The organism is Streptomyces sp. NPDC057854 (assembly GCF_042797055.1).
Lineage (GTDB): Bacteria > Actinomycetota > Actinomycetes > Streptomycetales > Streptomycetaceae > Streptomyces.
In genome coordinates this window covers 442,041-467,395 of record NZ_JBHVMF010000001.1, presented here as the reverse complement: position 1 = coordinate 467,395, position 25,355 = coordinate 442,041, and the positions used below count along the sequence as shown (strand labels likewise).

The following is a 25,355-nucleotide window of genomic DNA, read 5'->3' as shown; positions in this document are numbered from 1 at the left end:
GAACGACCGATGTGCGACGGGGGCGGTTCCCGGCAGAGTCCTGGACGAGATCGTTCGCGGGCGCCCGACAGCGGCGCCCGGTCTTCGAAAGGACCCTCAGTGGGCACGTATGCGGATCTGGTCTTCGTCGGTGGACGGGTGGTCACGGTCGACGCGGAGTTCTCCGTCGCCGAGGCCCTGGCGGTGACGGGCCCGGTCATCAGCGCCGTCGGCACGCGGGAGGACGTCGCCCCGCTCGTCGGCCCCGGCACCCGCGTCGTCGACCTGAAGGGCGCGACGCTCCTCCCCGGCATCAACGACTCCCACCTGCACGGCTGCGCCTTCGGCATGTCCTCGCCGCCGCTCTCGGTGGAGATCGGCCACCCCGCCGTCTCGTCCCTCGCCGACGTCGCCGACGCGGTGCGCGAGGCCGCCGGGCGGACCCCCGCCGGGCAGTGGATCACCGGCCACGGCTGGGACACCGGCTACCTCGCCGAGTGCGTCGCCGACCCCTCCCGGCAGCCCTCGCGCGCCGACCTCGACGCCGTCAGCCCCGACCACCCCGTCGTCCTCTACTCCTTCTCCGGCCACGCCACCTGGGTCAACTCCCGGGCCCTCGCCCTCATCGGCATCGACCGCGACACGGTCGCCCCGCCCGGCGGCGCCATCGTCAGGGACGGCGACGGGGAGCCGACCGGTCTGCTCCACGAGGGCGCCCAGGCCCTCGTCCAGAACGCGCTCCCGCCGCTCAGCCGGCGGGAACGGGCCGACGCCATCCGCTCCACCCTCGCCACCCTCGCCGGACTCGGCGTGACCAGCTACACCGAGCCCGGCCTCGGCCCCGGTGGCGACGGCATCATGCGCGGCACCATGGGCACCGAGACCCTGGACGTGTACCGCGAACTCCTCGCCGCGGGCGAGCTGACCGCCCGCGTCGGCGTCCTGCTCCTCCCCAACGGCATGGCCGGCACGGCCGAGGAGTTCGCCCGCAACCTCGACGCCCTCGACGCGTCCGACCCCTCCGGCGGAGCCGACCCGCGCCGCCTCGCCGTCCACGGCGTCAAGATCTTCGCCGACGGCATCGTCCCCAACAAGACGGCCTGGATGCACGACCCGTACGTCGGCGGCGGCTGCGGCTCCCTCTGCGTCGGCGGCGACGTCGACGACGAGCGGGTCGCCGAGATCCGCGCCATGATCCGGCACGCCCACGCCGCCGGACACCAGCTCGGGGTGCACGCCACCGGCGACCGGGCCATCGACACCGTCGCGGACGCCTTCGCCGAGGCCGCCGCCGGCCACCCGCGCGACGACGCCCGCCACTACGTCATCCACGGCGACTTCCTCACCCCGCACGCCATGAAGGTGCTCGCCGACCACGACTTCGGCTGCAACATGAACCCGACCATCAAGTGGACCGTCGCCGACATGGAGGAGGAGTTCGTCGGCGCCGGACGCGCCGCCTACGCCTGGCCCTACCGGGACGCCATCGACGCCGGCGTACGGGTCGCCAGCGGCTCCGACGCCCCCGTGACCCTGCCGGACTGGCGCCAGGGCGTCGCCACCATGGTGCTGCGCGAGTCCAAGGCCGCCGGCCGGGTCAGCGGCCCGGAGCAGCGCATCGCGCTGGCCGAGGCGATCCGCACGTACACCACCGTGGCGGCCTGGCAGGACTTCGCCGAGGACTGGAAGGGCTCCCTGGAGCCGGGCAAGGCCGCCGACCTCTGCGTCGTGGACGGGGACCTGCTCGGCGCCGACCCGCACGCCATCCCGGAGATGCCCGTCGTCCTCACCGTGATGGACGGGCGGATCGTGCACGACACGCTGCGCGATTGACGTACTCCGGTCGGATGATCATCCTGGGGGGATGGCGACACGGCACGACACGGCGGACATTCTGGACTCGGCCCTCCGTGTCCGCGAAGCCGCCAGGAACGCCACGGCCGGCACGGCGGGTGCCGACACGGTCCTGGCGGCCCTGGCGGAGGTGGTCGAGCACGACCACGCCTCGCTCACCCGCTGGGACCCGCGCCGCCGCCGCCACACCACGCTGGCCGGCAGCTACCCCGAGGCCGCCACGGCCTACATCGAGACCCGCCTCCACCACGACCCGGTGTTCGCCGTGCTGCGCGGCCCGGCCCGGGGCGGGCTCTGGCTCGGGGACGTCCCGGAGGAGCTGCTGGCCGCCTCGCCCGGCTTCCAGGACGTCCTCGCCCCGCTCGGCATCGAGGACGGCGTGGCCCAGTGCCTCTTCGCCGCGGACGGCCGGTACGTCGGCATGCTGAACATCAGCGTCCGGGGCCGCCGCCGCACCCCCGACCCGGCGCGCGCCGTCGTCACCCTGCTCACCGAGACCCTCGCCGCGGCGGTCGCCTCCTGCGGCACGCCGCCGGCGCCGACGGCGGCGCGCCCCGGCGGGCTGTCGCCGAGGGAGCGGGAAGTGCTGGCGGAGCTGTCGGCCGGCCGCACCAACCGGCAGATCGCCGAGCGGCTGTACATCACCCCGCGGACGGTCGGCACCCACATCGAGCACATCCTCACCAAGCTGGACGTCCCGAACCGGGCCGCGGCCGCCGCCCGGGCCGCGGCGTGGGGGATCGCACCGGCGGAGTGACCGGCCGGTGCCGGGCGCCTCGGGGCACCGGGATACTGGCGGGGGTCGAGGCGGAGGGCGGGAGCCGGCGGTGGAGTGGACGGTGGCGGCGGGCGTGCTCGTCGGCCTGCTGATCTCGGTGGTGACCGCACCCGTGGGGGTCTCCGGCGCCGTCTTCCTGCTGCCGGTGCACCTCAGCGTCTTCGCCGTGCCGAACCCGGCGGTCACCCCCACGAACCTGCTGTTCAACGTCGTCGCCGGCCCCGGGGCCCTCTGGCGCTACCGCCGTGACGGCGCCCTGCGCGGACCGCTCGCCCGGCGCCTCGTCGCCGGGACGCTGCCCGGGGTGGTGGCCGGCGCGGTGATCCGCGTCCACCTCCTGCCGGGGCCGACGGTCTACCGCCTGCTCATCGCGGGCCTCCTGCTGCCGCTGGGCGTGTGGCTGTGCGCCCGCACGCTGCGGCCGGCACGCCGCCGCCCCGGCCCCGCGGCCCCGGCAGCCCCGGCGGCGGAACCGTCCCCCGGCGCGCTCACCGCCCTCGCCCTCGCCGTCGGCGTCGTCGGCGGCGTGTACGGCATCGGCGGCGGCTCGCTCCTCGGCCCGGTCCTCGTCGCCCGTGGGCTGCCCGTCGCCCGGGTCGCGCCGGCGGCCCTCGCGACCACCTTCGTGACGTCCGTCGCCGGTGCGGCGGCGTACGCCGTCCTCGCCCTCGCCGGCACGGGCGACATCGCGCCCGACTGGTGGCTCGGCCTCGCCTGCGGCCTCGGCGGCCTCGTCGGCGGCTACCTCGGCGCCCGCCTGGCGCCCCGGCTGCCCGAACGGGCCCTCCGGCTCCTCCTCGGCACGCTCGCCACGGCGATCGGCGCGCTGTACGCGGTCCAGGCCCTGACCTGACCTGACCTGACCGGCGGGCCCCGGCGGCCGGGAGCGGGGGATCGGCAAGACCGCGACACCGAGCCGGGGTCAGCAAGACGGCGACGCCGAGCCGGGGGATCAGCCGACGGCGACGCCCAGCCGTTCCGCGACCGTGGTGAGCGCCTGACCGAGCGGCAGCGCGACCCGGGCGGCGGCGAGCGTGTCGCCGCGCGTCGCGTCCCGGTTGACGATCACCACCGGCGTACCCTCCTGCGCCGCCTGCCGCACGAACCGCAGCCCCGACATCACCGTCAGCGACGACCCCAGCACCAGCACCGACGCCGCCTCCCGCACCAGCTCCCGGCAGCGCTCCACCCGCGCCGCCGGCACCGTCTCGCCGAAGAACACCACGTCGGGCTTGAGCACTCCGCCGCAGACCGCGCACGGCACCACGTGGAAGCCGGCGACCTGCTCGTCCGTGAGGTCGGCGTCGCCGTCCGGGTTCACCGCCGCCGGCACCGGGTCGAACCCCGGATTGGCCTCCTCCAGCCGCCGCGCCAGCTCGCGCCGCGCGCTGACGTCGCCGCAGCCCAGACACACCACCCGGTCGAGGCTGCCGTGCAGGTCCACGACGCCGTCGCTGCCCGCGGCCTGGTGCAGCCCGTCGACGTTCTGGGTGATCACCCCGGTGAGCAGCCCCGCCCGGCCGAACGCCGCCACCGCCCGGTGCCCGTCATTGGGCCGCGCCCGCCCGAACGTCCGCCACCCCAGGTGGCTGCGCGCCCAGTACCGGCGCCGGGCCGCGGCGCCGCCGGTGAAGTCCTGGTAGGTCATCGGCGTGTGCCGGCTCAGACTGCCGCCCTCGCCGCGGTAGTCCGGGATCCCCGACTCCGTCGAGATCCCGGCCCCGCTGAGCACCAGCACCCGCCCCGCCCGCACCACCTCGACGACCGGCTCCAGGTCCGTGACCGCCGGCGGCAGGTCCCCGTTCGGTGTCCAGCTGAGAGTAGGCCGCATACGCATGTCGCCAGCGTACGGAAGGACGCACCCGGAGCGCGTGCGCGCGGCCGGGACTCAGGCCGTACGGGAGTCGGCGATCCGGTCGAGCTCCCGCATCGCCTGCCCGTGGGCGCTCATGCGGCGGCTGACCAGGCCGACGGTGAGGACGACGCCGCCGGCGACGGAGAACGGGACGGAGAGCCCGAGGAGGGCGAGCGCCCCCGGCCAGTCGCGCTCGACCGCGCACCAGCGGCTCTGCGGGTGCGGCCGGTCGAGGGTGGCGCGGTCGGCGAAGAGGCGCGCGGCGCACTCGGCGGGGTACTTGTCGTCGGGCTTCCGGTCGACTTCGTACGGCGTGAGCAGCAGGACGGCGCACCAGGCCCACAGGAGCGCGGCGACGGCGAGGAGCCCCACGCCCCAGCCGGCCGTACGGCGCGCCTGGTCACGGAAATCGAGGTCGAACTCTCGGGAACGCATGGCGGACGAATCTAGCAGCGCCCCCCGGCGCATTGACATCGCGGGTGCGTGGATCATGAGAGCACGGGTGTTGGACGGGTGGCGGCGAGGACCGCGAGGCTGTGGTCCGACGGCGGCACGGAACCGTCCCCCGTCCCCCGACAGGCGAGAGAGAAGAGGCAGTCCACGTGCATGACGACGACGTCGTCCGCGAGACGCGCAGCGGCAGGGTCCGGGGCTTCAAGGCCGCGGACGACGTCGTCGCCGTGCTCGGCGTCCCGTACGCGGCGCCGCCGTTCGGCGCCCACCGGTTCCGTGAGCCGGCCCCGGCCGCGCCGTGGAGCGGGGTCAGGGACGGCACGCGGTTCGGGCCGGTCGCGCCGCAGTCGGCGGAGCTGCCGGGGGCGCCCGCCTGGAGGCCGGGCGACGAGGACGTCCTCTCCGTCAACGTCTGGGCCCCGGCGGCCGGTCGCGGCGACGTCCCCGTCCTCGTCTGGATCCACGGCGGCGCCTACACCTTCGGCTCCTCCGCCCAGCCCGACTTCGACGGAACCGCGCTCGCGCGCGCCGGCCTGGTCGTGGTCACCTTCAACCACCGGCTCGGCTTCGAGGGGTTCGGCCACGTGCCGGGCGCTCCCGCCAACCGGGGGCTGCTCGACCAGATCGCCGCGCTGCGCTGGGTACGGGACAACATCGCCGCGTTCGGCGGCGACCCGGGCAACGTCACCGTCGCCGGCCAGTCGTCCGGCGCCGCGTCCGTCGCCTGCCTCATGGTGATGGACGCGGCCAGGGGCCTCTTCCACCGGGCCGTCGCCCACAGCCCGGCCTCCGTCTTCCACACGCGGGACATCGCCGAGGCGACCGCCCGCGAGATCGCGGAGGCGGCGGGCCGCCCCGCGACCGCCGCCGGCCTGGCGTCGGCGCCGCCGCGGGAGCTGGTCACCGCGGCGGACAAGGTGGTCGAGACGTACCGGAACGACCCGGCGTCCGGCTCCCGCCACTACGACCCGAGCCTCTTCGCGCCCGTCCTCGACGGCGAGACGCTGCCCGCCGACCCGCTCACCGCGCTGGCCGCCGGCGCGGGCCGGGACGTCGACCTGCTCGTCTGCCACACCACGGAGGAGTACCGGCTCCTGGACGCGGTGGGCAGCTGCGCGAAGCTCACCACGGAACCGCAACTCGCCCGCTTCGCCACCGACTTCGGCCTCCCCGACGCCCTGATACCCGGCTACCATGCCGCGCTGCCGGGCGCCTCCGTCCACGACGTGTACCTCGCCGTCTTCGGCGACCTGCTCTTCGGCGAGTTCGCCCACCGGCTCGCCGAGGCGCACGCGGCGGCGGGCGGCCGGGCGTACCTCTCCCGCTTCGACCGCCGGCGCCGGGGGGAGGACGGCACGCGCGTCCGGGCCTGGCACTGCGCGGACATCCCCTTCGCGTTCGGCAACCACGACGACCCGCGCCTGGCGTTCCTCATCGGTGGCGCGCCCACCCCCGAGGACCGGGAGATGGCCTGCCGCATGGTCCGCGCCTGGGCCGGCTTCGCCGCCACGGGCGCCCCCGGCTGGCCGCCCCTGGGCACCACCACCCCCGCCCCCGTCCGCACCTGGCGCCCCGAACCCCAGCGGGAGCCCCCGCTCCCCGCCCCGCCCCGCGCGCTGTGGAAGGACGCGGCGTTCCCGGTCCTGGCCCCCTGAGGCCCGGCTAGGCGAGGGAGGCGACGAGGCGGTGCAGGGCCCGGGCGGCGGGCGGGCCCCAGGACGGTTTGCCGCCCGGGCGGCCCCGGAGGCCGGCCTCCCCGATGAGCAGGCCGCCCACCGCGCGCCACAGCGCCCAGCCCCGCGCCCGGCGGAGGGTCGCCGGGTCGGCGGCCGGACCGTACGCGCGGTGGAAGCGGTCGGCGGCGCCGTCGGGGAGCAGGACCCACGCGGCGGCCAGGTCGCAGGCCGGGTCGCCCGCGCACAGTTCGCCGAAGTCGACCACGCCGCAGAACGTGCCGCCCTCCGTCAGGACGTTGGCCGGGTGCAGGTCCCCGTGCAGCCACACCGCGGGGCCCGTCCAGGCGGGTGCGGCCACCGCGTCCTCCCAGACCGCGCGGGCCGCGTCCGGATCGGGGACCAGGCCCATCCCGGTCGCCGCGGCCAGCCCCTCCAGGAAGGACGCCGACTGGTCGGCGAGCGGGCCGCCGCGCCCGCTGCCGGCCGGGGCGCCCTCCGGCGCGGGCCGGTGCAGCGCCGTCAGGAAGGCCGCCAGGCCGTCGGCGGCGTCGTCCGCGCGCGTGGCGGGGGAGAGGTCGGCCGGGCTGCCCGAAACCCACGTCGTCACCAGCCACGGCCGCGGGAACAGCTCCGACGGCTCCGCGAGGCGCTGCGGGACCGGCGTGGGGAGCGGGAGCCCGGCGGCGAGACCCGGCACCCACGCGTACTCCTTGCGCAGCAGTGCGTCCGCCGCCGTCGTCGCCCACGGCAGCCGTACGGCCAACTCCTCGCCCAGTCGCCACAGCTGGTTGTCCCATCCGCGCGCCCCCAGCCGCAGCGGCAGACCGGCCAGGTCTGGCTGTTGCTCCCGCAGCAGCTCCCGGACCAGCGCGGCGGTGATCTCGGCCTCGGGGTGGCTGCGCGTGTCGGTCATGCGCGGCAGCCTACGGCGTCCCCGCGGGCCGCCCGGCGGTACGGCGACCGGACGACCGGCCTGACCTGCGCGTCCATACGGGTGTGCGATTGTCGGTCGCGCGTGATAGTCACTACACCCACGGGGCGGGACGATCACCGGCGCCCTGTGGAATCACGACTAGGGGTGGGGACATGGCGTTGCTCCGTGACGTGGGCGTCACGCTGGGACGATGGACGGGCCGGCCCGTCGCGCGCGTCGACGAGGACGAGGGCGACCCGGACGCGGCACGCGTCCGCGCCGCCGCCGAGGCGGCCGACTGGACGACCGTCCGGGACGTCCTCGACGCCCGGCCCGAGAGCGAGGACCGCACCAACCTCCTCTGGGCCGCCGGCGACGTCGCCGGGGTCGAGCGGTGGATCGCCGACGTGATGGCGGCCGAGCCCGACGCCCCGCTGCCGCGCCTCGTCGCCGCCGTCCGGCACATCAGCTGGGCCTGGGAGGCCCGGACCGGCGCCCGCGCCAAGGACGTCTCCCGCGAGCAGTTCCAGCTCTTCCACGAACGGCTGGCCACCGCCGAGACCTGGCTGTACGAGGTCGCCGAGCGCGAACCCGGCTGGACCTCGCCCTGGTACGCCCTCCAGGTCACCGGGCGCGGCCTCCAGGTCGGCCCCGAGACCGCGCGGCGCCGCTTCGAGGCGACCGTCCGCCGCGACCCGCACCACCTGGGCGCGCACCAGCAGCAGTTGCAGCAGGTCTGCGAGAAGTGGAGCGGCTCCCACGAGGAGATGCACGCCTTCGCCCGCGCGTCCGCGTTCGGCGCGCCCGGCGGGACGCTGCTCGGCCAGCTCGTCGCCGTCGCGCACCTGGAGCACTGGCTGGCGCTCGACTCCGGCCCCGACGCCCGGTACATCCGCCGGCCCGAGGTGATCGCCTCCCTCAACGAGGCCGCCGACCACTCCGTCCGCCACCCGGACTTCGTCCGCGGACGCGGCTGGCTGCAGGTCCACAACACCTTCGCCATGGCGTTCGCGCTCGCCGGCGACGTCGCCTCCGCCCGCGCCTGCTTCCGCGCCACCGAGGGCCGCGTCACCGAGTTCCCCTGGTACTACCTCAACGGCTCCGACCCGGCCCAGGCGTACAAGGAACACCGCGCCTACACCGGACGCTGAGCAGCCGGAAGCCGAGCAGCCGGACGGCGGGGCGCCGGACGCGACGGCGGGGCCCCGCCGCGCCGTGCCGCTCCCCGTGCGAGCCGGCGGCGCCCGCCCCGCTCCGGTGGCGCACCCGTCGCCCGACGCGGCGCTCCGCCCCGCCGGCCCCGCACCCCCGAGGCTTCCCGGCCGCCCCGCGTACCGGACCCTCCGCACCACCCCAGACCGCAGCCGCACCGCATCGAAGGACCGCGTCACGTGTCCCGTTCCGAGACCTCCCCGAACCCGCCGACCCCCGCGCACGGCGAGACCGCCCACACCTTCCAGGTGGACCTGCGCGGGCTCGTCGACCTGCTCTCCCACCACCTCTACTCCAGCCCCCGCGTCTACCTCCGCGAACTGCTCCAGAACGCCGTCGACGCCATCACCGCCCGCCAGGCCCTCACGCCCGGCGCCCCCGGCACGATCACCGTGCGCACCGGTGACACGCTGACCGTCACGGACACCGGCATCGGACTCTCCGAGGCCGACGTGCACCGGTTCCTCGCCACCATCGGGCGCAGCTCCAAGCGGACCGCCGACGGCGCCCTGGACGGCGCCGGGCTCGCCGCCGAACGCGGCGACTTCATCGGCCAGTTCGGCATCGGCCTGCTCGCCTGCTTCGTCGTCGCCGACGAGATCACCGTCCTGAGCCGGTCCGCCGCCGACCCGGCCGCGCCGACCGTCGAATGGCGCGGGCACTCCGACGGCCGCTACACCATCCGCACCCTGCCCGCCGCGACGCTCCCCGAGCCCGGCACCACGGTGAAGCTCGTCCCGCGCGCCGACAACGCCGAGTGGACCAGCCCCCACCAGGTCGTCTCGCTCGCCCGGCACTACGGCGGACTGCTCCGCCACGAGGTCACCGTCGTCGACGCGCGCGGCGAGACCCACCGCGTCAACGAGGCGCCGCCGTGGGAGACGGCGCACCGCTCGCCGCTGGCCAAGCGCGAGGCGTACACCGCCTACTGCCGCGACCTGTTCGACTTCACCCCGCTCGACACCATTGAGCTGGACCTGCCGGCCGCAGGGCTGCGCGGCGTCGCGTACGTCCTGCCGACCGCCGTGAGCCCCGCGCAGCGCGCCGGCCACCGCGTCCACCTCAAGGGCATGCTGCTCACCGACCAGGCCCCCGAACTCCTCCCCGAGTGGGCGTTCTTCGTCCGCTGCGTCGTCGACACGACGAGCCTGCGGCCGACCGCCTCCCGCGAGTCGCTGTACGAGGACGGCACCCTCGCCGCCGTACGCGACGCGCTCGGCGACCGGATCCGCGACTGGCTCACCGGGCTCGCCGCCAGCGACCCCGCCCTGCTGCACCGCTTCATCGATGTCCACCACCTCGCCGTCAAGGCGCTCGCCCGCTACGACGACGAACTGCTGCGGATCGTGCTGCCCTGGCTGCCGTTCGAGACCACCGACGGCAACGTCACCCTGGAGGAGTTCGCCCGCACCCACCCGACGCTCCTCGTGACCCGCAGCGTCGAGGAGTTCCGGCAGGTCGCGCCGATCGCCTCCGCCGCCGGACTCGGCGTCGTCAACGGCGGCTACACCTACGACCGCGACCTCGTCCACCGGCTGCCCGAGATCCGGCCCGGCACCACCGTCACCGACCTCGACCCGGCCACCGTCACCGCGCACCTCGACGCCGTCGACCCCGGCGCCGAACTGCGGGCCGCCGCCTTCCTCGCCGTCGCCCGCGAGACCATCGGCGTCCACGACTGCGACGTCGTCCTGCGCGACTTCCAGCCCGTCACCGCCCCCGCGCTGCTCCTCGACAACCGCGACGCCCGGCACGAACGCACCCGGTCGAGCCTCGCCGCCGACAGCGACGGCCTGTGGGCCGACATCCTCGGCTCCCTCCGCCACGAGACCCCGCGCGCCCAGCTCGTCCTCAACCACCTCAATCCGCTCGTCCGCCAGGCCCTCACCATCGGCGAACGCGGCCTCGCCGTCACCACCGCCGAAGCCCTCTACGGCCAGGCCCTGCTGCTCAGCCGCCGCCCGCTGCGCGCGAGCGAGAGCGCCCTGCTCAATCGGGCCTTCATCGGCCTGCTCACCCACGCCATGCACCACCCGGGCGACGCCGCCCCCGGCTCCGAGCCCCGGAAGGAACTGTAGAGATGCTGGACACCCCCGAGGCCGTCGTCGAGGCGCTCCGCGAGAACCACGAGCGCCCCCACGGCCTGGCCCGCACCGTCACCGCCGAGGAACTCGTCGAGGCCGCCGAGGTCTTCGAGAAGCCCGACGTCCTCGTCACCGCCCTTCTGGAGCTGATGACGGCGTACGAGTTCACCGGCGAGCAGCGCAAGTCGCCGGTCGCCTTCGCCCGCATCCTGAAGCTGTGGGACACCGCCCCCGACGCCTTCAGCCCCTACGAGGCCCACCAGGTCTTCTGGCGCTTCAAGTGGGTCACCACCTCCCTCCTCCAGGTCCCCGAGGTGCCACTGGCGACCGTCGGCGGCTGGATCGACCAGATGCGCGAGCGGTACGAGGCCGCCGGCCACGGCATCCAGCCGGTGGCCGCCATGCGCTACCACCTCGCCCACCACACCGGCACCGGCGTCCCCGACGCGTACGACCTCTGGGCCACCCGGCCCCGCACCGAGCTCAGCGACTGCGAGGCGTGCGAGACCCGCCACCACGCCTGGCACCACGTCACCGCCGGCGACGACGCCCGCGCCCTCGACACCTGGCGGCCCGTCCTCGACGGCGACCAGGTGTGCAGCGAGGAACCGCAGATGAGCCAGGCCCGCGCCCTGCTGCCGCTGCTGCGCACCGGCCGCGCCGACGAGGCCCGCTCCCACCACCTCACCGGCTACCGCAAGGTCCGCGGCAACACCGGCATGCAGGCAGAGGTCGGCCTCCACCTGGAGTTCTGCGCCCTCTCCCGCAACGAGGGCCGCGGCCTGGAGATCCTCGCGGAGAACCGGCCCCTGTTCGAGGCGACCGGCGCCCCGCTGGACCGGCTCGGCTTCCTCACCGGCGCCGAGGTGCTGCTCGCCCGCCTCGTCGAGGACGGGCACGACGACACGCCCGTGGCCGGCCCGCCCGGCCGCGACTGGACGGCCGGCGCGCTCCTCGCCCACGTCCGCGCCGAGGCCGAACCCCTCGCCGCCGCCTTCGACGCCCGCAACGGCACCAGCGCCGTCGGCGACCGGCGCCGGGCCCGGCTCGCCCGCCGCCCGCTGCTCGACGAACCGCTGCCGCTCGGCCTCCGGGCGACCGCCGCTGTCCGCGCCACCGCCCCGGCCGCCCCCGCCGCGCCGGCCGCGACCCGGACCGCGGTCCCCGACGCCTACGCCGACCTCGTCCGCGAGGCCCGCCGCCTGGCGCGCGACGGCCACCCCGGCGACGCCCGCCTCTGGACCCGCATCGGCGAACGCCGCGCCGCCGGCGAGCCGCACGACCCGGCCCTCGGCCCCGAGGACCTGCTGCGCGCCGAACTCGCCGAACACGCCGCCCAGAAGCTCTGGATCGACGACCGCCACACGGAGGGCGCCGCCGAACTCGGCGCCGCCGTCGCGCACTACGCCGCGCTCGCGATGCCGTGGCACGCGCTCTCCGCCCGCGCCCGCACCCTCGCCTGGTCGAGCGCCCCGAGCCCCCGCGACGACGGGGCGGCCCCCGATCGCGCCGCGATCCGGGCCGGCTTCGACGAACTGCTCCGCGAGGTGGACAAGCACCTCGCGGAGACCCCGTTCGACGGGGAGCCGCACGGCGAGGCGGAAGCGTGGTACGGCACCGACCTGCCCGCCGAGCGGGCCCTGGCGTACCTCTCCGTCCGCTACTCCGCCGCCTTCGCCGCGTACCAGGAACTGCTGGCCGCGCTGAGCGGCGGGCCCGGGGACGGCGGCGAGGGGGACCTCGACGCGCTCACGGCGCGGTTCGAGGACGCCGCCGGCACCCTCCGCGCCGAAGCCCTGCGCCTCGGACACCCGCACCAGAGCGCCAACGCCCGCCAGTTCCTCGCCGACCTGCACGGCCGGCGGGGCGCCATGGCCGAGGCCGAGCGGGAACTCCGCGCCGCCCTCCAGGACCTCGAAGCCGCCGGCCGGCCCTGGCGCCGGCCGCGCCCGTCCGCCCTCCTCGGACAGGTCCTGCTCGCGCAGGACCGGCCGGAGGAGGCGGCGGAGCTGCTGCACGCGGCGATCGCCGACGCCGTCGCCCACGACGACCCGACGTTCGCGCTCGCCCCGACGTACCTGCTCCTCGGCCACGCCGCGTCGCACCTCGGCGACCACAACGGCGCCGTCCGGCACCTCTCCGAGGCCGCCGCCCGGTTCGACCAGGCGGGCGACCCCGGCGAGGCGACCGACGCGCGCCTCCAGCTCGCGTCGGTCCTCGGCCGCTCCGGACGGAACGCGGACGCGGTGGCCGTCCTGGAGTCCGTCCTGGCCGACGAGGCGGCGTCCGGCGCCGACGAACGGACCCTCGCCCAGGCGCGGCTGACGCTCGGCCGGGGCCTGCGGGACCTGGAGGAGTACCTGCCCGCCGCCGAGGAACTGCTCCGCCTCGCCGACACCGTCGCCGGCTGGCCGGAGGAGGACCGCGCCGTCCTCACGCTGGTGGCCGCCGAGGCGGCGACCACCCTCGCCCTCGCGGACCGCTGGGACGCGGCGGACACGGCGTACGCCCGCGCCGTCGCCTCCCACGCCGAGGCCCCGAACCCGCCGATCGTCGTCTTCATGATGCGGGAGTTCGCGCGCCTGACGCTGCAGAGCCGCGGCACGGAGGGGCCCGAGGGCGCCGAGGCGGTCGCCGCCGCCTTGGAGCACCTGGCCCGCGCCGACGCCGTCCTCGACGCGCTGCCGTCCGGCGAGGAGGGCTTCGCCGTCTGGTACGAGCGCGGCGAGATCCACTACCGGCGGGCCCGGGTCCTCGCCGAGGCGGGCCGTTTCGACGAGGCCCTGCCGGCGGCGGAGGCCGCCATCGCCACGCACGAGCAGGGCGGCGCGGAGGGCGAACTCCCGCGCGCCGAGGCCGTCCGCGTCGCGGCCTTGATCGAGGGCAACGGCCTGGAGCGCACCCACGAGGCCATCGCCCGCCTCACCACGGCGGCGGCCCGCTGCCGCAACTCCGGCCACCCGGAGGCGGCCCAGATCCTGGACGCGCTCCGGCAGGAGTTCCTCTCCCGCTGACGTACGGGAGGGGCGGGGCCTCCGGCTTCAGCGCGTCGCCGCCGGCGGCGGGGGCGGAGGCGGAGGCACCGCGGGCGGGGGCGGGACACGGGGTCCGCGCCGCGGGGACCCCGCCGGAGGCGGGGGAGGCGGGGGAGGCGGGTACGACGGGGTGCCGCCCGCCGCGGGGCGGGGGGTTCGCGACGGGGGGTTCGCCGGCGGCGGGGGAGGCGGTGGCGGTGGCGCCTCGGTCAGCGGCGGCAGGACGGGACCCCCGGCCCGGAGGCGCGCGAGGGTCAGCTCGCGGCGCCGGCGGGCGTCGGGGGTCTCGACGCGCTCGAAGGTGAGCACCCAGGTGTAGTAGCTCCCGGTCTCCGCCGTCAGGCGGTATCCGAGCGCGTGGGCGAGGGCTGTGATCCGCCGGCGTCGAGCAGCCGGGTCTTCAGGGTGAGGCAGCCGCAGTTCGACGCGGCTCCGGTCGTCGAACCGCGCGCGCACCGCGTCGTCGTCCACCGCTCCACCCCTCTCCCGGCCGGCGCCCGGCCGGCGCCCTGACCGTCGCCCCGGCCGTTGTCGGTGCCCGGTGACATGATCCCCGCCATGATGCCCTTCCTTCTCTCCGACATCGAGCGGGCCGTGCGCAGCAGCTGGAGCGCCGAGACCTGTACCCCCGAGTACCGGTCCCGCTGGAGCGAGGACAACCCGGCACGGGACCAGTGCGGGGTGACCGCGATGGTGCTCAACGACCTCCTCGGCGGCGAACTGCTCCGCGGCGAGGTCCACGTCGACGGCGAGCGCGTGGACTACCACTGGTGGAACCGCCTCGGCGCGGGCGTCGAGGTCGATCTGACGCGCGAGCAGTTCGGCCCCGAGGAGACCGTCACCGCCGGCATCGTCATCCCCCGGCCGCCCGTCGCCCAGTGGTCCCGGCTCCACGAGGAGTACGCACTCCTCCGCCGGCGCGTCCTGGAAAGGCTCGGGGCAGGGGAGGGGGAGGAGGTGCCGGCGTGACGTCCGCCGGGGTGCTCCTCGCCGACCTGCGCGCGTCGGTGGCGGAACTGGCCACGCCCTCGCGGGTGTTCGTCGTGGCCGGGCGGTTCACCGAGCCGGACCCCGATCTGCCCGAACTGGCGGAGCGGATCCGCCGTGTACTGGCCGCGGTCGCGGCGGACGAGACGTGGCGGCGGTTCGTCCCCGGGTACGTGCCGCCTCCCGTGCGGGAGATCTGCGCCGTGCTGGAACCGCTGGAGCCGGTCGAGGCGGCGCCGTTCCTGGCCCGGCTCGCGACGGTCGACCTGTACTGGCCGACCCACCTGCACATGCCGGTCGACGCGGCCGAACGCGCGGCGGACCGGGTGGTCCGGCTGCTCGGGCCGGACGGCAGCTGGTGGACCAACCACGACGCCTCGTGCGGTGCCGTGACCGGGCTCACCGCGTTCTACGACAGCCTTCTCGCGGGGACGGACGGCACCCACTACGCCGTCGCCCTCCAGGTCGCCGACGACTGACCGCACGGCCGCTCACCGTCCGGACGGTGAGCGGCCGTGCGCGGGGCGGTCAGTGCATCAGCAGCAGCCGCGTGCTCGGCACGAGCTTGCGGTTAACGCTGGTGCTCTGGACGAAGATGGTGAACTCGGCGTTCTGGTCCGGCTTGACGCGGACCTCCTCGTCGGGCAGCCCGAGGAGGGCGCGCGCCTCGGGACCCGTGTAGACGCGGTCGGTCTGCTTCTCCAGGACGGCGATCCGCTTGCGGGCCTGGATCTTCTCGGACTTGCTCAGCTGGTAGTAGGCGCAGCCGGTGCGGTACGTGTGCCCGGACTCGGTCACCCGGTCGCGGATCGCCACGGGATGCGGCACGTCGATCAGTTCGTAGCCGGACGGGTCGACCGGGGTGAGGCCGGCCGCCGCTATCGTCTTCTGGTTCACGGCCTCGGCGCCCACGGAGAACACCGCGCGCGAACCCCGGATGCCCTTGGTGCGGCCCACCATGAACTTCTCGGTGGCCTGCTGGATGACCTGGCCGGCCTCCTCCAGGCCCTGGGTGCTCGTGGCGTCCCAGATGGCGACGTTGTCCTTCGGGAAGCCGCAGTTCATGGCCTCGCGGCGGCCCATCTGGTCGGGCACCAGGACGGCCAGCGTCCAGTTGTCCTCCTGCTTCTCGATCATCTCGGCGACGGCGGCCACGAGCGCGCGCGGCTGCTTGCTCGGGGCGTCCGGGCAGCGGTGGCTGGCGTTCTCCTGGCCGTCCGTCAGGATGAACGTCAGGAAGCTGTGGTCGCCGTACAGCTGCGCGGTCTGCGCCAGCTCGCGCTGCGACTTCAGGGCCGCCGCCAGCAGCGCCGTCATCCCCCCGACCTGGTACATCTGCTTCAGGGACGGCATGCGCAGCACGTCCTTGTCGTAGATGACGCACTGCACCCTGTCCGCGAACACGTACACGGTGACGCGGGTCTCCTGGTCCAGCTCCCGCGAGCGGCGGGCGAGGTACGCGATCTGCTGGTCGGCGACCTCGACGACCTTGCTCCGCAGGTGCGACATGGACGAGCTCGCGTCCAGCACGAGGGCGACGTGATTGATGTAGTTCTGGGAAACGGACACGGCGAAACTCCCCGTCTTTTCTGCCGGCTTGATGGTCCTACCGTCTCACCCGCCACTGACAGTCGACCGAGCCCGGAACGGCCCCCACCGCCTGCCGCCCCAGACGGCCGGAGAACCGGCGTGACCGCCCGTCAGACGGGAAACGAGGCCTGGAAGGCCAGGCGGCGCCCCGCGTCCGCCCCGAGCCGGCCGAGCAGGTCGTCGAGCGCCAGGAACTCCTCCCACGGCTCCCGCCTCGTGCGCCGACCCCGGCCTGAAGCTCCTCGGTGTGCAGCACCTTCCCCACGTCGTGCGTGGCCGCCTCGAAGAGCACCGTGCCCCGGTCGAACCCCAGTCCCGGATACCGCCGCCCCACCCAGTCCACCAGCTCGACGGCGACATCGTGCACGGCCCGCAGATACGCCGCCGGGCATGGCGGCGCACCTAACTCTCGCAACATCAGGGCTACTTCGCCCCGACGCTACCCCACACCGGCCACGGGACGAGCGGCACGCCGGGGCGGGCTCAGTCGTCCCACAGCTCGGTGCGGTGGGCCCTGACGAGCGCGCCGATCCGGGCGAGCGCGTCCTCCACGACGAGCGGGCCCGGCCGCCGCCCGTCCCGGAGCCGCAGCGACAGACGGCCCGCCGCGGTCTCCTGCGCGCCGAGCACGGCCTGGTACGGCACCAGGCGGGCCGCCCGGACGCGGGCGCCCAGGCTGCCGCGCTCCGGCGCAGCGACCTCGGCGCGCAGCCCCAGGGCGGCGCAGCGGTCGGCGAGCGCGAGGGCGGCGGGGACCTCCGCGTCGGAGACGGGCAGGATCGCCAGCTGGGTCGGCGCGAGCCACGCGGGGAACGCGCCGCCGTGCCGCTCGACGAGGTGGGCGACGGCACGTTCCACGCTGCCGACGATGCTGCGGTGGACCATGACCGGCCGGTGCCGGGCGCCGTCCGCGCCGACGTACCGCAGATCGAACCGCTCGGGCTGGTGGAAGTCGACCTGGACGGTGGAGAGGGTGGACTCCCTGCCCGCCGCGTCCCGCACCTGCACGTCGATCTTGGGCCCGTAGAACGCGGCCTCCCCCTCGGCCGCCTCGTACGGCAGCCCCGACCGGTCGAGCGCGTCGGTCAGCAGCGCGGCCGACCGGCGCCACAGGTCGGGCGCGTCGACGTACTTGCCGCCCGGACCGGGCAGCGAGAGCCGGTACCGGGCGGGGACGACGCCCAGCGCCTCGTACGCCCTCCGGATCATCTCCAGCGCCGCCCGCGCCTCGTCGGCGACCTGCTCGACGGTGCAGAAGATGTGCGCGTCGTTCAGCTGGATGGCCCGCACCCGGGTCAGCCCGCCGAGCACTCCGGAGAGTTCGGAGCGGTACATGCCGCCGAGTTCCGCGATCCGCAGCGGCAGCTCACGGTAACTGCGGGCCCGTGAGCGGTAGATGAGGGCGTGGTGCGGGCACAGGCTGGGCCGCAGCACGACCTGCTCGCCGCCGAGCTCCATCGGCGGGAACATGTCGTCGCGGTAGTGCGCCCAGTGGCCCGAGATCTCGTACAGCTCCCGTTTGCCGAGCACGGGCGAGTACACGTGCCGGTATCCGGCGCGCCGCTCGGCCTCGCGGATGTACTCCTCCAGGGCGTGCCGGACGGCGGCGCCGTCCGGCAGCCAGTACGGCAGGCCGGAGCCGATCAGCGGGTCGGTGTCGAACAGGTCCAGCTCGCGGCCGAGCCTGCGGTGATCGTGCTGGGACTGGGACGGGGACTGGGGCTGTGGCTCGTACATGGGGTGGTCTCCTCGCGGTGGGCGGGCGAGTGACCGCAGCGCGAAGCCCCGGGGCACTCGCCCCGGGGCTTCGGACTGAGACAACGGTCAGCGCGCCGGGACACTCTCCGGCGTCGTCGTCACAGCGGCTGGCTTCATACGGGAGACGCTAACAGGGGCGGACGGGGCGGGGCATCTCGATTTCGCCACCACCGCCGCCGCGCTCTCAAGCGGCCCGTGGTCACTGCGGGGCGTCGAGCCCTTCCACGTCGATGCCGGGCTCCCCTTCGCCGAACTCGCCGGGGAACTCCTCGTCGAATTCCTCGTCGAACTCCTCGTCGGCCGGCGCCATCGCGCCGGTGAAGCCGCCCATCATCTCGTCGACGCTCACCTCGGTGGCGCCGGCGGGCGCGACCGGCGTGACTGCCGAGCTCAGCTTCAGCGAGAGACCGATCTTCTCGACCTTCGTGTCCCCGGTGAGCGGGGCGAGGTCGACGTACACCTCCTTCAGCTCGCCGTTCTTGAGCGTGAAGTCGGCCTTCACCTTGCTGTCGGGAGCGTCCTTCAGGTCACTCGCCGACGGCAGCTCGACACCGGGCGGCAGCTCCTTCGAGAGCGGGCGGATCTCGTCGACGAGGTCCGTGATCAGCGTGCGGAACGGCGCCGTGGCCGAGATCCGCTCGGTGCCGTCCCCGCCCCCGGCGGTCGCGAAGTCCACGTCGCGGGCGACGACGTCGCGCAGCGCCTCCAGGAGCTTCTTCTGGGTCTCGGCGTCGAGCGTCGGCGCGGGCGACGGGGTGCCACCCGCCGCCTCGCCACCCGGCGCGGCGCCGTCGCCCGCCGCAGCGCCGCTACCCGCCGTCTCGCCGTCCACCGTCGCGGACAGCTCCTCGCTCGCCTTCTCCAGCTTCGCGGTGTCGAACTTGACCCACTCGCCCTGCAGCGCCTTCTTGAACGCACCCGCCTCGGGCGGCAGTTCGTCCGCCGACGGCATGGGCAGGGACATGGACGAGCTGATCTCCTCGACGTCGGCCCGCAGGTAGGTGTAGGCGCCGACCTCGCGGTACTCGAAGAGGTCGCCCTTGGCGGTGCTGACCTTCATCGCCGTGCCGACGAAGTCCTGCTCGCCGGACTCGCCCAGCGGCTTTTTCGACTCCACGGTGAAGCTGATCTTCACGTCGCTGATCAGCTCGGCGGCCTCGTCCGGGATCTCCTCGCCGGGCTCCGGGTCGGAGGCAGCGTCCATCTCCTTGAGCGTGCGGGCGTCGACGTCCAGGTCCAGTTCGAAGGAGAGGGACTTCGCCTGCCCCAGCTTCTCGAACGCCTGGTCGAGCTTCTTCCCGGCTGACAGCTGCTCGACCGTCCCGCAGGCGGCCGAACCCGCCAGGACGGCGCCGACGACGGCGGTGGCGGTGAGGGTCTTGCGTATGGCGGTGATGGTGGTCTCCTCGGTGCGTCCGATCACGACGTGATCACCAAGGAGACTCACAGGGCCCGCACAGGGTTGTACGGGCGGGCGGACGGCTTCCGGTCAGTTCCGGGGAGCGGTCAGCACGCCGAACCACTGCTCGGCGCCGTACTCCTCGAACCGCTCGACCTCGGTGAAGCCCAGCTTCGCCGCGAGGCGCATCGCGCGCTCGTTGGCGGTCTGCGTGGAGAGCACCACCGGCTCGCCGGGCAGCGTGGCGGCGTACCAGTCGAGCACCGCCGCGCACGCCTCGGCGGCGTATCCCTGCCCCCACGCGGCCGGCAGGAACAGATAGCCGAGTTCGGCCTCGCCGCCCTCCGGACGGACGTGGCCGCGCCGCTCCGCGCCGCGCCGGTCGAGCGTGATGATCCCGATCATGACGTCGTCGCGGGTCACGACGAAGACGCCGGGCCGCTGCCCGGGCACCTCGGGTACGGCGCGCTCCAGCTCGTCGCGCGGCCGGGCGCCGCCGACGTACGTGCCGACCTCGGGCGAGGCGAAGAGCTCGACGAACGCGGCCCGGTCACGGGCCTCGGACGCGCGGAGCACGAGCCGCTCCGTGACGAGCGGGGCGGGCGGCCAGGTGTCAGGTCCCAGTTCGGTCATGACGCGCAACCTACCGGACGCTCCCACGGCCCTCCAGATACCGGCGGTCGGCCTCGCGGTCCACCCCGCCGGGCCCGGTGCGGGCCGCGTCAGAGTGCATCGCCCGTTCATCCCCGCGTCGCCCACCGGTGACCGTCCGACGCGAGAGTCCGTCGGGACTCGCAAAGATCGTTTCGGGGAGGAAACGTGAATGCGGCAAAGGTAGTTGCTCCCGGTCTCGCCCGTCGAGTCGCCCTGACCGTCGCGCTGCCGGCCCTGGCGGCCCAGGCGTTCCTGACCGCCGCCTACTTCCTGTGGTTCGTCCCGGTCCTCTCCGGCGGGACCGGCCCGGCGGGCGGCGAGGCGTCCGCGGGCGGTTCCGCCGTGCCCGCGCTCCTGTCCGTCGTGGCCGGCGCCGCTACCGGTGCGCTGAACGTCTGGAGCCTGCGCGGCCTGACGCGGGCCCTGAGAGGGGGCGTGCCGGCGACCCGGCCGTTCCTCGTCGGGGCCGTCGCACAACTCCTCGTCCTGGCCGGCGCGTGGGTGATCGACCTGACGCCACTGGTGGCGACCGCGGCACTGTCGCTGCCCCTCCTGCTCGCGGGGTTCGTGGTGGAGCGCCTGGCGAACAGGCGCCCGGGAGAGGGGGCGTGACGCTTGACGGCAGAACCTAGAGTGGGCCCGTGGACCCACTGAGACCCGGTCAGGACCCCGCGCAGATCGGCGGTCACGCCCTCCTCGGCCGACTCGGTGCGGGCGGCATGGGGCAGGTGTACCTGGCGCGTTCGCCGGGCGGTGGCCTGGTCGCGCTGAAGGTGATCCGGGAGGAGATCACCGGACACCCGGAGGCGCTGGCCCGCTTCCGCCGCGAGGCCGCCACGGTCCGTGCCGTGCGCAGCCCGCACACCGCGCAGCTCGTCGACGCCTCGCTGGACGAGGCGCCGTACTGGCTGGCCACCGAGTACGTGCCCGGACCGACGCTCCGTCAGGCCGTCGGCGGTGCAGGGCCGTTGGGTGCGGCGGACGGTCGCTTGCTGTTCGTCGCGCTGGCTGTGGCGCTGGACAGTGTCCACGCGTACGGGGTCACCCACCGTGACCTGAAGCCCCAGAACGTGATCCTCGCCGCCGACGGTCCCCGGCTCATCGACTTCGGGATCGCGCGCGGTCTGGACGACACGGCGCTGACCAGGACCGGTGCGGCGCCCGGAACGCCCGGCTTCACCGCCCCCGAGGTCCTGCTCCGCAACGAGACGTCCGCGCCCGCCGACGTGTTCGCCCTCGGCGCGACCATGGCGTACGCGCTGACGGGGCGCCCGCCGTTCGGCGAGGGTCCCGCCGAAGCCGTCTCCTTCCGGGCCGTGCACGAGGACATCGACCTCGGGGAAGAGGGCGAGGTCGACGCGGAGTTGGCGGACCTCGTCCGTGCCTGCGTGGCGAAGGGCCCGGCGGACCGGCCGCGCCCGGCGGAGGTGATCGCCCGCTGCACCGCCCCGGGCGGGGCGGCGCTGCCCCCGACGCGCCTCGAACCGGACCCGGACCTTTCGACCGCGCACTCGGCGCGAGCCGCCCGTCGCCGCCGCCCGTGGGGCGCGGTCGCGCTGGTCCTGGCGCTGACCGGAGTCGCGGGCACGGTCGCGTGGCAGACGTGGGACCGGGGCGACGCCGGCGGCGACGGGCGGCATCCCGGCGCCACCAGCCCCACCAGCCCCACCAGCCGGACCCCCTTGCCCACGGGCACCACCGACTCCGGTGCGGACCCCGAGGCCGCCCCCGGAGCCGCGACCGGCCGGGCGCCGGCCGACGTCCGGTGGGCCCTGTCGACAGACCCGAAGCAGGCGCGGCTCGGTGCCGGGCAGTGCGACCGGGTGCCGGAGGCGGGGCCGTCCGGCGGCAGTTCCTCGACCACGGTGACGTACCAGGCCGGTGCCGCGTCCGTCGAGGTCAGCTTCTCGTTCTCGGGCGGGGAGACCTACCGCCTGGCCGTCGGCGTGAAGCCTCCCGGTGCGAAGGGAATCGGCCACGTCTCCCGGCCCGCGCGGACGACGGCGGCCGGACGGACGCTGGTCTACCCCCGGGACTTCCCGTCCGCTCCGGCCGTCACGTCGAAGGCGGGGGACTGGACGGTGGCCGTCTACCGCGCCGACGGCGACGACAAGGGCAGCTGGGAGCTCTTCGGCTGTACGGGCTTCCGCGCGGTGACGGCCGGGCGCTGACGCCGGGCGCCCGACGCCCCGCGCCCGTCCCGTTTTGCCGTCTCCGCAAGTTTCGTTGCCGAGGTTGTCGCTCCGGCGGAATCTGGCCGCACACGTGCCGCCGGAGAGCAGAGGGAGCGACATGACCGTGACGCACCACCCCGTCCACGACGTGCTGAGTGCGCGCAGACGCTGGACGGTCCTGGCCGTCTGCTGCCTGAGCATGTTCCTGGTGGGGCTGGACACCACCATCGTGAACGTGGGCCTGCCCGCCATCGGGCACGGACTGGACGCCGACACCCGCGGCCTCGAATGGATCGTGGACGCCTACACGCTCGTCCTGGCCGGCCTGCTGATCTCCTCCGGTGCGCTGGCCGACCGCTTCGGACGCCGCCGGGTGTTCCAGTACGGTCTGGCCCTGTTCGGCGCGGCCTCGCTGCTCTGCGCGCTCGCCCCGTCGGCGGGCTTCCTCGTCGCCGCCCGCGCCGTGCAGGGCGCGGGCGCCTCGATGCTCAGTCCCGTGGCGCTCGCGATCGTGGTGAACGCGATGCCCGACCCCAAGGAGCGGGCGCGGGCGATCGGCGTCTGGGCGGCGGTGTTCGGTCTGAGCATGGCCGCGGGACCGGTCACCGGCGGCGCGCTGCTCGCGGCGCTCGACTGGCGGGCGCTGTTCTGGATCAACGGGCCCGTCGTCCTCGCCGCGCTGCTGCTCAGCGCCGTCTTCGTACCGGAGTCCCGGGCATCGCGGCCCCGGCGGCTCGACCTGCCCGGCCAGCTCCTGCTGACCGTCGTCCTCGTGATCGTGGTCGGCGTCCTGATCGAGGGGCCGCGCCTGGGCTGGACGTCGCCCGCGGCGCTGGCGGGGTACGCGGCGGCCGCCCTGGCGACGGCCGGCTTCGTGCGCGTCGAGTCCCGCAGGGCCGAGCCGCTGATCGATCCGCGGCTCTTCGCACGGCCGGCCTTCAGCGGTGCCGTCGTGGGCGCGGTGGCGGTCTTCGTCGCCCTCAGCGTGACCCTGCTGCTGAACACCCTCTACCTCCAGTACACCCGCGGCTGGTCACCGCTTGCCGCCGGCACGGCCACGCTTCCGCTGGCCCTCGGGGCGATCGTCTGCGCGCCCTGGTCCGGCCGCATGGTCGCGCGGACCGGACCGCGCCCGCCGCTCCTCCTCGCGGGCGGCTTCCTCACCGCCGGCGGACTCTGCCTGGTGGGGATCGCCCCGGACACCGACGTGGCCCTGCTGCTGGTCGCGTACCTGCTCATCGGCGTCGGCTTCGGCTTCGCCAACGCGCCGATCACCACCACCGCGGTCAACGGGCTGCCGCCGGAGCGCGCGGGCGTCGCCGGGGCGATCACCTCGACCGCCCGGCAGGTCGGTTCCGCCGTCGGCATCGCCCTCGCCGGCGCCCTGGTCGCCGGCGCCGGCCCGGCCGGGATCGCGTACGCCTCCCGGCCGGGCTGGCTGCTGGTCGCGGTCTGCGGTGCGGTGCTCCTGCCGGTCGCCCTGGCGTCCCGGCCGGCGGAGCGGTGACCGCCTCGCTCAGGAGGCGTTCGGGCCCACGTCGGCCGTGGTCAGCGGGCGGCGGACCGGAGCGAGGGTCGTGTACTCGTCGGCGCCGACGTCGCGGGTGGCCGTGCGGGCGTGCCCGTCGGCGTCCTCCGCCACCGTGAGCGAGGTGAGGGTGGCGGCGTCGACGGCGGGGCTGGCGGCGGTGAGCCGGTGGACGCCGTCCGCGTCCGCGCGCAGCAGCGGGTCGACGCGGCGGAAGCCGCCGGCCGGGATGCTGCCGTCGGAGGCGGCGCCCCACAGGATGTTGCCCTGCCAGGTGAAGCCGGGGGCGGCCGGCAGGTCGACGAGGCGGCCGGCGGAGGCGACGAGGATGTTGTCGGCGACGACCACGTCGCGCGGCGCGTAGGTCCGGCTCTCGCCCGAGATCGTGGCGGAGTTGCCCACCAGCGTGTTGTGCGCGACGACCGCCCGGTCGCAGGCGTCGTTCCCGCGCCGCTCCTCCGTCGTCTCGCCCGCGTGGTGGTCCTGGGTGGTGCCGCTGCCGATGACGAGACCGCGGGAGGTCGTGCCCGAGATGTGGTTGTTCACCACCAGGTGGTCGTTGCCGTAGAGGCGCACCCCGTTCGCGCCGCCGAGGACGTGGTTGCCCTCGACGGTGGTCGCGTTGCCGTGCCGCAGCACGATGCCGCCCTTGTTGTCGCGGAGCGTGTTGTACCGGATCGTGTTGCCGGAGGACTTGACCGAGATCGCCTCCGGGTCGCCGTCGCAGCGCTCGAACAGGTTGTACTCGACGAGGGCGTCGGCCGTGGACAGGGCGCGGTGGCTGACGCCGAGCCGGATCGCCTCGCCGCCGTTCGCGCCGGTGTACGCGTGGTCCGCGAAGTAGTTCCGGAAGATGTGGGTCCGCTGGGCCATGGCCGTGGTCCCGGGCCCGTCCACGACCAGGAAGATGCCCTGCGAGGAGCGGTGGTGGAAGTGGTTCCGGTCGATCTTGGCGTCGTCGCCGCGGACCACCACCCAGTCCAGCCCGGCCGTGTCGGCGAGCTTGAAGTCGTTCCGGGTGAGCCGGATGCGGGAGCAGTCGGCCGGCACGGCCAGCGTCGACGTCTGGCGGAACGCGAAGCCGCTGAGCGTGATGTTGCTGGAGCCCGACAGCACGAAGCTCACCGGCCCGTTGAGCACCGCCCCGCCGCGGCTCGCGGAGACGACGGTGATCGGCGCGCTGGTGGTGCCGTGCTTGCCGGACACCCGGATGCCGCCCGACGGCACGGTGTAGGAGCCGTCGGCCAGGACGATGCGGTCCCCGGGGACGGCGGCGTCGATGGCGCTCTGCAGCGCCCCGATGCTGCCGACCGTCACGGTGCCGGCCGCGGCGGCCGTGCCCTGCGCCAGAGCCGTGAGCGGGACGGCGGTGGCCGCCGCGCCCAGCACGGTCCCCCTGAGAAACGTACGTCGTCGCATGAAGTGC

21 protein-coding genes are annotated in these 25,355 nt (G+C 75.1%); 12 read left to right on the top strand and 9 right to left on the bottom strand.

The window, feature by feature from the left end; all coding sequences use genetic code 11:
* Positions 1 to 99 precede the first annotated feature (99 nt).
* From ACFVQZ_RS02135 to ACFVQZ_RS02125, 3 genes are all read left to right on the top strand, one after another.
* Positions 100 to 1,812: an amidohydrolase gene (locus ACFVQZ_RS02135; RefSeq protein ID WP_383618897.1), complete on the top strand. Its 1,713-nt coding sequence runs from the start codon at positions 100 to 102 to the stop codon at positions 1,810 to 1,812.
* 31 nt (positions 1,813 to 1,843) lie between these two features.
* Positions 1,844 to 2,590: a LuxR C-terminal-related transcriptional regulator gene (locus ACFVQZ_RS02130; protein WP_383618895.1), complete on the top strand. Its 747-nt coding sequence runs from the start codon at positions 1,844 to 1,846 to the stop codon at positions 2,588 to 2,590.
* A gap of 70 nt (positions 2,591 to 2,660) precedes the next feature.
* Positions 2,661 to 3,464: a TSUP family transporter gene (locus ACFVQZ_RS02125; RefSeq protein WP_383618893.1), complete on the top strand. Its 804-nt coding sequence runs from the start codon at positions 2,661 to 2,663 to the stop codon at positions 3,462 to 3,464.
* A gap of 99 nt (positions 3,465 to 3,563) precedes the next feature.
* On the opposite strand, the gene ACFVQZ_RS02120 is transcribed toward ACFVQZ_RS02125, so the two are convergent.
* Both ACFVQZ_RS02120 and ACFVQZ_RS02115 read right to left on the bottom strand, forming a co-directional pair.
* On the bottom strand, positions 3,564 to 4,448 hold the full coding sequence (locus ACFVQZ_RS02120; RefSeq protein WP_030497651.1) for an NAD-dependent protein deacetylase: 885 nt from the start codon (positions 4,446 to 4,448) through the stop codon (positions 3,564 to 3,566).
* Between the two features lie 51 nt (positions 4,449 to 4,499).
* A complete protein-coding gene (locus ACFVQZ_RS02115; RefSeq protein ID WP_030497652.1) occupies positions 4,500 to 4,901 on the bottom strand; it encodes a hypothetical protein in 402 nt (133 codons plus the stop codon).
* Positions 4,902 to 5,068: 167 nt separating this feature from the next.
* Between ACFVQZ_RS02115 and ACFVQZ_RS02110 the strand changes: the two genes are divergently transcribed.
* On the top strand, positions 5,069 to 6,574 hold the full coding sequence (locus tag ACFVQZ_RS02110) for a carboxylesterase family protein (protein WP_030497653.1): 1,506 nt from the start codon (positions 5,069 to 5,071) through the stop codon (positions 6,572 to 6,574).
* A 7-nt stretch (positions 6,575 to 6,581) separates the two neighbouring features.
* Here the strand turns inward: ACFVQZ_RS02110 and ACFVQZ_RS02105 are convergent, their stop codons facing one another.
* Positions 6,582 to 7,508 (bottom strand): aminoglycoside phosphotransferase family protein, encoded by a 927-nt coding sequence (locus ACFVQZ_RS02105; RefSeq protein ID WP_383618891.1) that lies wholly within the window; start codon positions 7,506 to 7,508, stop codon positions 6,582 to 6,584.
* 173 nt (positions 7,509 to 7,681) lie between these two features.
* Between ACFVQZ_RS02105 and ACFVQZ_RS02100 the strand changes: the two genes are divergently transcribed.
* From ACFVQZ_RS02100 to ACFVQZ_RS02090, 3 genes are all read left to right on the top strand, one after another.
* Complete coding sequence (locus ACFVQZ_RS02100; protein ID WP_383618889.1) at positions 7,682 to 8,659, top strand: hypothetical protein; 978 nt, start codon at positions 7,682 to 7,684, stop codon at positions 8,657 to 8,659.
* Between the two features lie 240 nt (positions 8,660 to 8,899).
* Positions 8,900 to 10,798, top strand: coding sequence for an HSP90 family protein (locus ACFVQZ_RS02095; protein ID WP_081959607.1), 1,899 nt, complete (start codon positions 8,900 to 8,902; stop codon positions 10,796 to 10,798).
* A 2-nt stretch (positions 10,799 to 10,800) separates the two neighbouring features.
* Positions 10,801 to 13,818: a hypothetical protein gene (locus ACFVQZ_RS02090; protein WP_383618886.1), complete on the top strand. Its 3,018-nt coding sequence runs from the start codon at positions 10,801 to 10,803 to the stop codon at positions 13,816 to 13,818.
* A gap of 359 nt (positions 13,819 to 14,177) precedes the next feature.
* On the opposite strand, the gene ACFVQZ_RS02085 is transcribed toward ACFVQZ_RS02090, so the two are convergent.
* Positions 14,178 to 14,399, bottom strand: a complete 222-nt coding sequence (locus ACFVQZ_RS02085; RefSeq protein ID WP_383618884.1) for a hypothetical protein — start codon at positions 14,397 to 14,399, stop codon at positions 14,178 to 14,180.
* On the opposite strand from ACFVQZ_RS02085, the gene ACFVQZ_RS02080 reads away from it, so the two are divergent.
* Positions 14,398 to 14,808, top strand: coding sequence for a hypothetical protein (locus ACFVQZ_RS02080; protein WP_030493027.1), 411 nt, complete (start codon positions 14,398 to 14,400; stop codon positions 14,806 to 14,808). The two genes, ACFVQZ_RS02085 and ACFVQZ_RS02080, sit on opposite strands and share 2 nt — an antisense overlap.
* On the top strand, positions 14,805 to 15,305 hold the full coding sequence (locus ACFVQZ_RS02075) for a hypothetical protein (protein ID WP_383618881.1): 501 nt from the start codon (positions 14,805 to 14,807) through the stop codon (positions 15,303 to 15,305). The genes ACFVQZ_RS02080 and ACFVQZ_RS02075 overlap by 4 nt, the downstream gene beginning before the upstream one ends.
* 49 nt (positions 15,306 to 15,354) lie before the next feature.
* Here ACFVQZ_RS02075 and ACFVQZ_RS02070 read toward each other — a convergent pair whose 3' ends face one another.
* The 4 genes from ACFVQZ_RS02070 to ACFVQZ_RS02055 all read right to left on the bottom strand — a co-directional run bounded on the left by ACFVQZ_RS02070 (position 15,355) and on the right by ACFVQZ_RS02055 (position 20,206).
* A complete protein-coding gene (locus ACFVQZ_RS02070; protein WP_383618879.1) occupies positions 15,355 to 16,395 on the bottom strand; it encodes a vWA domain-containing protein in 1,041 nt (346 codons plus the stop codon).
* A 504-nt stretch (positions 16,396 to 16,899) separates the two neighbouring features.
* A complete protein-coding gene (thrS, locus tag ACFVQZ_RS02065) occupies positions 16,900 to 18,153 on the bottom strand; it encodes a threonine--tRNA ligase (RefSeq protein ID WP_383618877.1) in 1,254 nt (417 codons plus the stop codon).
* Positions 18,154 to 18,373: 220 nt separating this feature from the next.
* The gene (locus ACFVQZ_RS02060; RefSeq protein ID WP_383618875.1) at positions 18,374 to 19,597 is read right to left on the bottom strand and encodes a hypothetical protein; all 1,224 of its coding nucleotides are present in this window, start codon (positions 19,595 to 19,597) and stop codon (positions 18,374 to 18,376) included.
* 66 nt (positions 19,598 to 19,663) lie between these two features.
* The gene (locus ACFVQZ_RS02055) at positions 19,664 to 20,206 is read right to left on the bottom strand and encodes a GNAT family N-acetyltransferase (RefSeq protein ID WP_383618873.1); all 543 of its coding nucleotides are present in this window, start codon (positions 20,204 to 20,206) and stop codon (positions 19,664 to 19,666) included.
* A 186-nt stretch (positions 20,207 to 20,392) separates the two neighbouring features.
* On the opposite strand from ACFVQZ_RS02055, the gene ACFVQZ_RS02050 reads away from it, so the two are divergent.
* The 3 genes from ACFVQZ_RS02050 to ACFVQZ_RS02040 all read left to right on the top strand — a co-directional run bounded on the left by ACFVQZ_RS02050 (position 20,393) and on the right by ACFVQZ_RS02040 (position 23,908).
* Positions 20,393 to 20,839 carry a hypothetical protein gene (locus tag ACFVQZ_RS02050; protein WP_383618871.1) on the top strand — a complete coding sequence of 149 codons (447 nt, stop codon included), beginning with the start codon at positions 20,393 to 20,395 and terminating at the stop codon, positions 20,837 to 20,839.
* A gap of 29 nt (positions 20,840 to 20,868) precedes the next feature.
* Entirely contained in the window at positions 20,869 to 22,398 is a 1,530-nt protein-coding gene (locus ACFVQZ_RS02045) for a serine/threonine-protein kinase (RefSeq protein ID WP_383618869.1), read from the top strand.
* A gap of 121 nt (positions 22,399 to 22,519) precedes the next feature.
* The gene (locus tag ACFVQZ_RS02040) at positions 22,520 to 23,908 is read left to right on the top strand and encodes an MFS transporter (RefSeq protein WP_383618867.1); all 1,389 of its coding nucleotides are present in this window, start codon (positions 22,520 to 22,522) and stop codon (positions 23,906 to 23,908) included.
* Positions 23,909 to 23,917: 9 nt separating this feature from the next.
* Here the strand turns inward: ACFVQZ_RS02040 and ACFVQZ_RS02035 are convergent, their stop codons facing one another.
* A complete protein-coding gene (locus ACFVQZ_RS02035; RefSeq protein WP_030493036.1) occupies positions 23,918 to 25,348 on the bottom strand; it encodes a polysaccharide lyase 6 family protein in 1,431 nt (476 codons plus the stop codon).
* Positions 25,349 to 25,355 lie beyond the last annotated feature (7 nt).